This window comes from Streptomyces neyagawaensis, from assembly GCF_023516595.1.
GTDB classification, from domain to species: Bacteria; Actinomycetota; Actinomycetes; order Streptomycetales; family Streptomycetaceae; genus Streptomyces; species Streptomyces neyagawaensis.
On record NZ_JAMGBG010000108.1, the window covers coordinates 1 to 7369 of the forward strand.

A 7369-nucleotide genomic window follows, 5' to 3' on the forward strand; every position below is an offset into this window, starting at 1 on the left:
ACTCGTTGACCTGGGCGTCGGCCTCGGCCGCGCGGAGGAAGGCTCGCAGCATCTCCAGCGTGGCGATGATCTCGGCGATGTCCTCCTGGACGTGCTGGAACTGCTCGATGCCGATGGCCTCGGTCAGCAGCGACACCAGGCCGAGGATGTACTCGGTCTTGGCGGTGGTGCGGGTGACGACCTGGTGGGTCATGTGGACCACGGACGAGGTCTGGGAGTAGAAGCCGTTGCACAGTTCGGCGTCGCCGAGCGCGAAGCAGCGCTCGTAGGGCACGTGCACGTCGTCGAAGACGACCACGCAGTCCGACTCCTCGAAGCGGGAGGCGAGGGGGTGGTCGTGGCGGGGACGGTCGTAGTCGAGCGGTTCGCGGGCGACGTAGCGCAGGCCGGGGGTGTCGTTGGGGATGGCGAAGGCATACGAGTACGGCTTGTCCTCGGGGGTGCCGCGCAGCACCGTCGAGGGGAAGACGAGCATCTCGTCGGCGAACGGCGCGATGGTGGCGAGCATGCGGGCGCCACGGATCACGACGCCGTTGTCGTCCTCCTTCACGATCCGCGCGGCGAGCTTCCCGCCCGCCTGCTGGGTGCCGGCCACGGACCGGTTGACCTGCGGCGGGATGAGGGTGTGGGTGCACAGCAGGTCCTCTTCGCGGACCTTCTCGTAGTAGCGGCGGATGTTCTCGCCGAAGGCGGGGTTGGCCTGGGCGAACCAGTCGGCGGCGGACGCGAGGGCCATCAGCGAGCTGTTCATGTAGTCGCCGGTGCGGCCGAGCATGCCGTTGCTGTGGTCGGCCCACACCTTGTACGCCTTGCGGCGCTTGACGAGGTCGTCCGAGGTCCTGGGGGTGAGGAAGGAGGTGCCGACCGGCTCCCCGGAGGTGGGCGAGGTGTAGGTCAGGGTGTCCTTGTGTTCGGCGGAGTGCTGGAGGTCGTACAGCTCGGCGTACGTCTGCACCACGTTCCGGAAGGCCGGGTGGTCCTGGATGCCTCCGGTGACCGTCTCGCCCTGGATATGGACGGTGGGGCGGGAAGCGGAGAGTCGCTCGAGGTATTCCTTGCCGGTACGTGCGGCCATGGTGGTGCTCCTGAGGAGAAGGGGAGGGCTTCAGATGAGGTGTTCGATGCCGTCGGTGGCCTCGGCCGCCGTGCCGAAGCGGCTCCAGGCGTAGGTGAGAGCGTCGCCGTCCCGGTGGCCGAGATCGGTGACGCGGCCGACGACGAGGGTGTGGTCGCCGCCGTCGTACGACCGCCAGGGGTCGCACTCGATCCAGGCGAGCGGGTGGGCGAGGCGCGGCACGCGGGCGTCGGCCGCCCAGCGGGGCTCAGTCGTGCCCTGGGCTCCAGCGAACTGCCGGGCCAGTGGCTCTTGTTCGGCGCCGAGGATGTTGACGCAGAACGGCCGGTCGATCAGTTGGTCGTGGCAGCGGGCGCGGCGGGCGACGCTGACCAGCACCAGCGCCGGGTCGGCCGAGACGGAGGTGAAGGAGTTCATGGTGGCCCCTCGCGGGCCGTCGTCTCCTTCGAACGTCACGACGGTCACGCCGGTGGCGAAGCGGGACATGCAGGCGCGCAAGGCTGCGGGGCTGGGTGGGGCGAGGGTTTCGGGCATCGGGGGCTCCCTTGTGGCCGGGCGGGCATCGGGCGGATGCCCGGCCGGGAGGGCCTGTCCTCCGGACAGGAGCACAGACAGAGGGGCAAAGCGGTGAATAGGCTTACTAAAGGTTGTAATCAAAGCTTTGATTAATTGGTGACCGTACCCTCGGCGCCGCCGCTTGGGAACCCCGCGGCAGGAAAAATCTGGCGTGCGCGATCCTCGGCCTACACTCCGGGTGTGTCCAACGAACAGCCGGAGCCCGAGCACCTGCACTTCTGGTCCTTCATCGACCACGCCATCGAGAGGACCTCGCGGGAACTTCCCGGCATCGACCCGCTGGCGATGCGGCTGGTGCTCACTCTGCACCGGGCGGCCAACATGCTGGTGTACGACCTGGAGTCGACAGTGCACCGCCCACGCGGCTGGTCGTGGCCCGGGTTCCGCGTACTGTTCGTGATCTGGCTGTCCGCCCCGGTGGAGGCCCGGAAGGTCGCCGAGCTGTCCGGCATGAGCAGGGCCGCCGTGTCGGCGCTGGTGAACACACTGGAGCGGGACGGCCTGGTCAGCAAGGAGCGCGCACCGTACGACGGCCGCGCGGTCCAGCTCCGTCTGACCGATGCCGGACTCGAGGCCATCACCTCGGCGTTCCGGTCCCACAACGAGCGGGAGCAGGAATGGGCCGGGTCCCTCAGCGCGGAGGAGCAGAAGACCCTTATCGACCTCCTCGCCAAGCTAACCGCTCACTCCACCCACTTCGACGCCCGACACCGGGCCTAACGACCGACTGGGCCTCTACTGCCTGTCGGCGTTGGACGCCACACATCTGTGACTGGCCGTCCTGACTTGTCCGCAGCGAAGATCGCTCCGTCCAGCACAGGGCGGCGTCGGACGCGTCCGAGCCCATGGGACGAAGCGCGCCCTGACGAGGGTGACGCTGCTGGTGATCTCCACCGAGTACGGCGGGACGGGTTCCAGACCGGCCAGCTTCCGCTTCTCGGCGATGGCGGCGGCGTCGATGCGGTGCCGGCGGGCGATCTCCAGGAAGGCGAGGCCGATCGCTTCGCGTCGGCTTTTGCCGGTGCCCCACACACGGCGTTCGTCGTTGGTGTCGCGGGCCTCCCACTCGTCGCCGTCGTCGTTGGTGCGGGAGACGGCCATCTCCTTGTCGGTGACGTTGGTGTGGGCCGGGGTGTCGTCTGGGTAGCTGCCGGGGACGGTGAACAGGTAGCCGTGCTCGGCGAACGGTAGGTGGGCGGGGAAGCGGCCGGGGCTGTAGATCGTGAGGTGGACGTCGGGCGGGTTGTCGATCACGGGGTGCCTCTCTGGGGCTGGTTGGATGGGTGGTTGAGGCCGGGGCGCGCTGCCTGCGCCCCGGCCTCACTTACGGGTCAGGTCTGCGGCTGGGCCGTCTCGAGTGCGGCCGGGACGTGGACGGCGGATCGTGCGCCGGCCGGGCGGGGGCCGTGGCAGAGGCACTCGCCCCACTCGTCGTTCACGCGCTTGCCGGTCCCGTCCCAGACGAGCGGTCGGGCGCACTGGGCGCAGTTCCCGGCGTCATCCCCCGGTGTGCCGTGCGGCCGGTCGTTGGCGGCCGGGGCGGTGTCCTGCTCCTGGCCCTTGTCGAGGCCGCGCGCGTGAAGGATCGCCTTGACCTGTTCGTGACCGGGGATCGTCCGGGTTCGTGACCAGGCCGGGTGCCAGGCGGAGGCCGGTCTTGTAGGTGACTTCGCCGCCCAGCCAACTGAGGGCCTGGTCGGGGGTCAGCCACTCCATGTCCTTGAGGTGCCAGGCCCATGCGTTCGGTTCGCCGTCGCCGTGCGGCACGGTGACGGAGACGATCCCGTACGGGTGCTCGCTGCTGGCGAGGCGCGGGAAAGGAAGTCGAGCAGCATCTCGACGTCCGCCGGGTGGAACCGGATCCGGCCGCCGTCGAACTGGCCGGTGACCTCGACTTTGGCGCCTGGGCCGTTGTCGACGCCGGGCAGGGCTGCCGCCAGGCCAGGACGTCGACGCGCCCGGCACAGACATCCACGATGGCGCGGATGTCCTGCCAAGTCGCTGAGGACTATGACCACCACTTCGGCGAGCAGACCACTTCGAAGAGCTTGCCCATATCGTCCACAACACGAACAATGCCTCAGTCAAGGTTCTCACGGACTACTGCCGTCACAAGTTTCAGTGGAACCCTGAATCAACATTGCTTCACACGCGTAGGCGTGGACCCGGACGTTAACCAACGCACCATTTCACTCAGCACTCACCATTCAGTTCCGTCCCCTCCCGGGCCACCAGCCAGTCACCTATAGTGGCAGGCATGCGAGCGATCTCAGACAGGATTCGAGGACAGCTATTAGTTGCATCACGAGAACACGAGCGAGAGTGCGTGCGCTTACAAGAACTTCAGGAACGCATTCAGATCGAAATAGAGGTACACCAGCTACTGATGTCATTAGCGCGTAACACAGCTCTACTTCGCCACCTAGGACAACTGGAACAAGATTTCATCCGGACCGGCTCGCTGAACGTCAACGCCCTCACGGCCGAATCATGCAGCCACCTAGATCTACCGACCGGAATGCAGTTTTATGTCAATCCAGATGCGCGTGAGCTAGCGGACATAAAGGTGCTCATATGCCACAAAACGTGGACCATTGAAATAACCTGGCATGACGAGCACGGATTGATCGTGCGCCCAATCGCAGGCCATCGGTGGCGGGTGATCTCACCTCATCCGTCCGGAGGGGCTCTGGCAACCAAGCTTCCGGCTGACGACTGCGAGGGCTGAGATGGGATGGCACACTACCTACTTCGCACGCCTTTACAACTACACCAACAAGCGTTGGAACGTTGTAGACCTCGAAAGCCCGACCTGGCCTCTAAGGATAGTCGAGCCCAGTTCCACCATCGGCCTTTCATTCAAGGAATTCCCCTGGTGCTCGGATAATGACGATATCCTACTAAAAGCCTTCCGTTTCAATAGCGGCGGCGACGCCAATTCCGGTGGAGGTCGTACGGAGTTTTATCTCTATCAAGACTATACGAGCCACCTCATATTCAGCTTCTCAGGCCCAGGAGAACCGCAGCGTCGTATGACCGAAGCCGCCGAGACTGTCAACGTCTACCTCAATGCTGACGCGTCTGGCGGTTGGGATGGGCAGGTGGAGGTGGTCAAGTCGTAATGAGTAAGCTTCACGAGACTCGCCTGCGTGTTGTAAGTCTGCGATGGACAGTGAACCCTAATGACTTGCACACAAGCGTTCCAGAGATGATGCAAGTAGGCTCCCTTCCGGAACCCGCAAGCACTCAGATAGTCACGCACGTTCAGAGCTTCGATCGGCTATTGATTCCCTACAATCTCAACTTCTCAGAAGCTGTAACCGGAGGTCTAACAGTCAGGCGACCCATACTTGACGCTTGGCGCGACCCGGAGACGCAGTACAGCAGCTACGGGATAGTAGTGGACTGGATTCCCGAAATTTACTTATGGCAGGCTACTGACAATAAGATCTACTATGCGCGGGCGACCGACGGTGCAGCAGTCCTAATGAGCCCCAGTAAATACAGCGAGATCGACCTGGCGCTACGAATCACCTTCACGCAAGAAGTAGGCACCTACTATAAGACTAACATCGCCAGCTCTGTAACACTCATACCGGTCCGCTAGAAATGTTCCTGGAGCGATCACGGAGGCTCTCCGGCAATCAAAAGATACGCCAGCACTCCGCAGAATAGGCCGCACACCAGGTCGGAGATTTCTCTACGGCTAGTGGACTTATAGCTGGCACAGGCCCCCGGTAAGGCCGCATGTCCGGAAGATGGCGGACGAGCAGCGACTGCCGGATGCCGACCGCCCCCTCATCTTTCCCAACACAGCAGAATTTGCAGAGTCGCAGGCAATATTCCTAGAACAATACTCGATGGCGATAACGCGTTTCATTCAGTGAAACTAAGGAACAGTGGATGTTCCAGCCCTGCACTATCGGTGGCCTGGACATCTTCGAGGTATTCCGCCCAGCTGTTCTGGGCGTACTGGGACCATGCGTAGGCGGTGTGGGGGAGGATGCCGAAAAGGTCGCTAACGACGATGGGCGGGAGGTCGGTGATCGCTTCCATCATGGCCGTGTTGCGGGCGCTGATGCCCGGCAGGCCGTACTTCCTCATGTAGCGGTGGACGGCGTCAGCGCTTCGAGGTCGGCTTGACGGGCGGCCGGGGAAGAGGAAGCCGGGTGTTCCGCCGTGCGACCGCTGGAGCACGGGAGGTGCGGCAGTTGGGGCTGGCGATCTGCTTCTCGATGAGGACGGGGTGCTGGTCGATCGTGAGGTAAGCGTCGTCGCCGTCGCGGTGGAAGCGGTCGGTTGTGAGCTCGACGATGCGGGTTGTGGGCATGGCGTAGAGGCTGGTCAGGGAACCGATGATGCGGGCCTCCGCGGGAGGCTGTCGTCGTTGAGGCAGCGGCGAAGCTGTTGGTTGAGTTCGTCGCTGTGCATGAACCGGCTGGGCAGCCCGTGCCTCTTCGTCGGAACGGTGACCTTGCCCGTCAGGTGGCGGGCGACGGCCCAGCGGATGAAGGCCGATAGGCCGCGGACCTGGGTGGAGTTGTTGGTCAGCCAGACATCGAGGACTTCCTGGCTGAGGTCGGTGAGCGTGATCGCGTTGTCGTCGAGCCAGGTCATGAACTTGATAGCGGTCCGGATGTCCACCCGGTCGTTCGCGGCGGCGTGGGCGGTGTAGCGGCCCTTGTCCGCTCGGCGCCGAGCGTCGCGCAGGATGCCCCACTCGGCGAACGGGCGGATGACGCGGGCTTGGTGTGGGGGCAGGCCGGCGAGCGTGTCGTTGAGCCAGAGTCGTAGGCGGGCGAAGTTCTCCTGCCGTTTGGGCAGGACGCCGGCGGCGACGAGGAGCTCGCGGACGTAGAGGGTCCGCCAATCCTGAGGCAGGCCGTCGAGGATCTCGTGGGTGATCTCCTGGTGCTGTGCGGCGAGGCCCGCCAGCATCCGGGCCGAGTCGCTGCGGCGGGCCCAGGTGATGACGGACCAGGGTTCCTGGGCGGCGCCGAGTTGTTCCGCGAGTGGCTGTAGCTGGGGGTGGACGGTTCCGTCCTCGCCGCTGAGAAGGTTGCGAACCCGGTCCTTGGCGACGCAGCGGGAACAGGTGTCCAGGTACTCCTCTGAGTGCACCACCGAGTACGAAGTTATGTGCACCACTGCTCAGGCCACGTCGGTGTCCCGCTCGATGGCCTGGAGGCGGTTCTTGAGCCGGTAGCTGTTGCCGTTGATCGAGACGACTTCGCAGTGGTGCATTAGCCGGTCGAGGATTGCGGTGGCCAGTACCTCGTCGCCGAAGACCTGGCCCCACTCGCCGAAGGTCTTGTTCGAGGTCAGGATGATCGAGCCCTTCTCGTAACGCTTGGAGATCACCTGGAAGACCAGGTTCGCCTCGGCCCGCTCCAGCGGCTGGTAGCCCACCTCGTCGACCACGAGGACGCTGGGGCGGAGGTGGCTGGTGAGTTTGCTGATCAGCCTGCCCTGGTCCTCGGCGGCTTTGAGGTGGCGGACCATGTCGTCGAGGCTGGTGAAGTGGATCGAGTAGCCGGCCCGGGCAGGCCGCGACGGCCAGGGCGACGGCAATGTGCGTCTTGCCGACCCCGGGCGGCCCGAGCAGAGCGACGTTGGTCTTGTCCTCGACGAAGGAGAGGGTGGCCAGGTCTTTGACCTTGCGCGGGTCAAGCTCGGGCTGGAAGGAGAAGTCGTAGTCCTCCAGCGTCTTGTGGTGCG

General features: G+C 64.7%; 8 protein-coding genes and 1 pseudogene. 2 read left to right on the forward strand and 7 right to left on the reverse strand.

The window, feature by feature from the left end; translation table 11 throughout:
• Both M8J73_RS33815 and M8J73_RS33820 read right to left on the reverse strand, forming a co-directional pair.
• Positions 1-1075: 4-hydroxyphenylacetate 3-hydroxylase family protein (locus tag M8J73_RS33815; RefSeq protein ID WP_249829459.1), on the reverse strand; the 1075-nt coding region annotated here is incomplete at its 3' end.
• Between the two features lie 30 nt (positions 1076-1105).
• Positions 1106-1609 (reverse strand): flavin reductase family protein, encoded by a 504-nt coding sequence (locus M8J73_RS33820; RefSeq protein ID WP_249829460.1) that lies wholly within the window; start codon positions 1607-1609, stop codon positions 1106-1108.
• 222 nt (positions 1610-1831) lie between these two features.
• On the opposite strand from M8J73_RS33820, the gene M8J73_RS33825 reads away from it, so the two are divergent.
• The gene (locus M8J73_RS33825; RefSeq protein ID WP_055542483.1) at positions 1832-2371 is read left to right on the forward strand and encodes a MarR family winged helix-turn-helix transcriptional regulator; all 540 of its coding nucleotides are present in this window, start codon (positions 1832-1834) and stop codon (positions 2369-2371) included.
• Positions 2372-2386: 15 nt separating this feature from the next.
• Here the strand turns inward: M8J73_RS33825 and M8J73_RS33830 are convergent, their stop codons facing one another.
• On the reverse strand, positions 2387-2905 hold the full coding sequence (locus M8J73_RS33830) for a hypothetical protein (protein ID WP_055542484.1): 519 nt from the start codon (positions 2903-2905) through the stop codon (positions 2387-2389).
• A gap of 1475 nt (positions 2906-4380) precedes the next feature.
• On the opposite strand from M8J73_RS33830, the gene M8J73_RS33835 reads away from it, so the two are divergent.
• Entirely contained in the window at positions 4381-4773 is a 393-nt protein-coding gene (locus M8J73_RS33835; protein WP_157873352.1) for a hypothetical protein, read from the forward strand.
• Between the two features lie 754 nt (positions 4774-5527).
• Here M8J73_RS33835 and M8J73_RS33840 read toward each other — a convergent pair.
• From M8J73_RS33840 to istB, 4 genes and pseudogenes are all read right to left on the reverse strand, one after another.
• On the reverse strand, positions 5528-5755 hold the full coding sequence (locus tag M8J73_RS33840; RefSeq protein WP_240501717.1) for a hypothetical protein: 228 nt from the start codon (positions 5753-5755) through the stop codon (positions 5528-5530).
• Between the two features lie 16 nt (positions 5756-5771).
• Complete coding sequence (locus M8J73_RS33845; protein ID WP_240501720.1) at positions 5772-5981, reverse strand: hypothetical protein; 210 nt, start codon at positions 5979-5981, stop codon at positions 5772-5774.
• Positions 5982-5995: 14 nt separating this feature from the next.
• Positions 5996-6775: a hypothetical protein gene (locus M8J73_RS33850; RefSeq protein WP_240501718.1), complete on the reverse strand. Its 780-nt coding sequence runs from the start codon at positions 6773-6775 to the stop codon at positions 5996-5998.
• Positions 6776-6802: 27 nt separating this feature from the next.
• Positions 6803-7369: pseudogene (istB, locus tag M8J73_RS45325) on the reverse strand (IS21-like element helper ATPase IstB); the annotation flags it as partial.

Coding starts and splice junctions, on each gene's coding strand:
- M8J73_RS33820 (WP_249829460.1), bottom strand. CDS start 1,609: ATGCCCGAAACCCTCGCCCCACCCAGCCCCGCAGCCTTGCGCGCCTGC.
- M8J73_RS33835 (WP_157873352.1), top strand. CDS start 4,381: ATGGGATGGCACACTACCTACTTCGCACGCCTTTACAACTACACCAAC.
- M8J73_RS33840 (WP_240501717.1), bottom strand. CDS start 5,755: ATGAGGAAGTACGGCCTGCCGGGCATCAGCGCCCGCAACACGGCCATG.
- M8J73_RS33845 (WP_240501720.1), bottom strand. CDS start 5,981: ATGCCCACAACCCGCATCGTCGAGCTCACAACCGACCGCTTCCACCGC.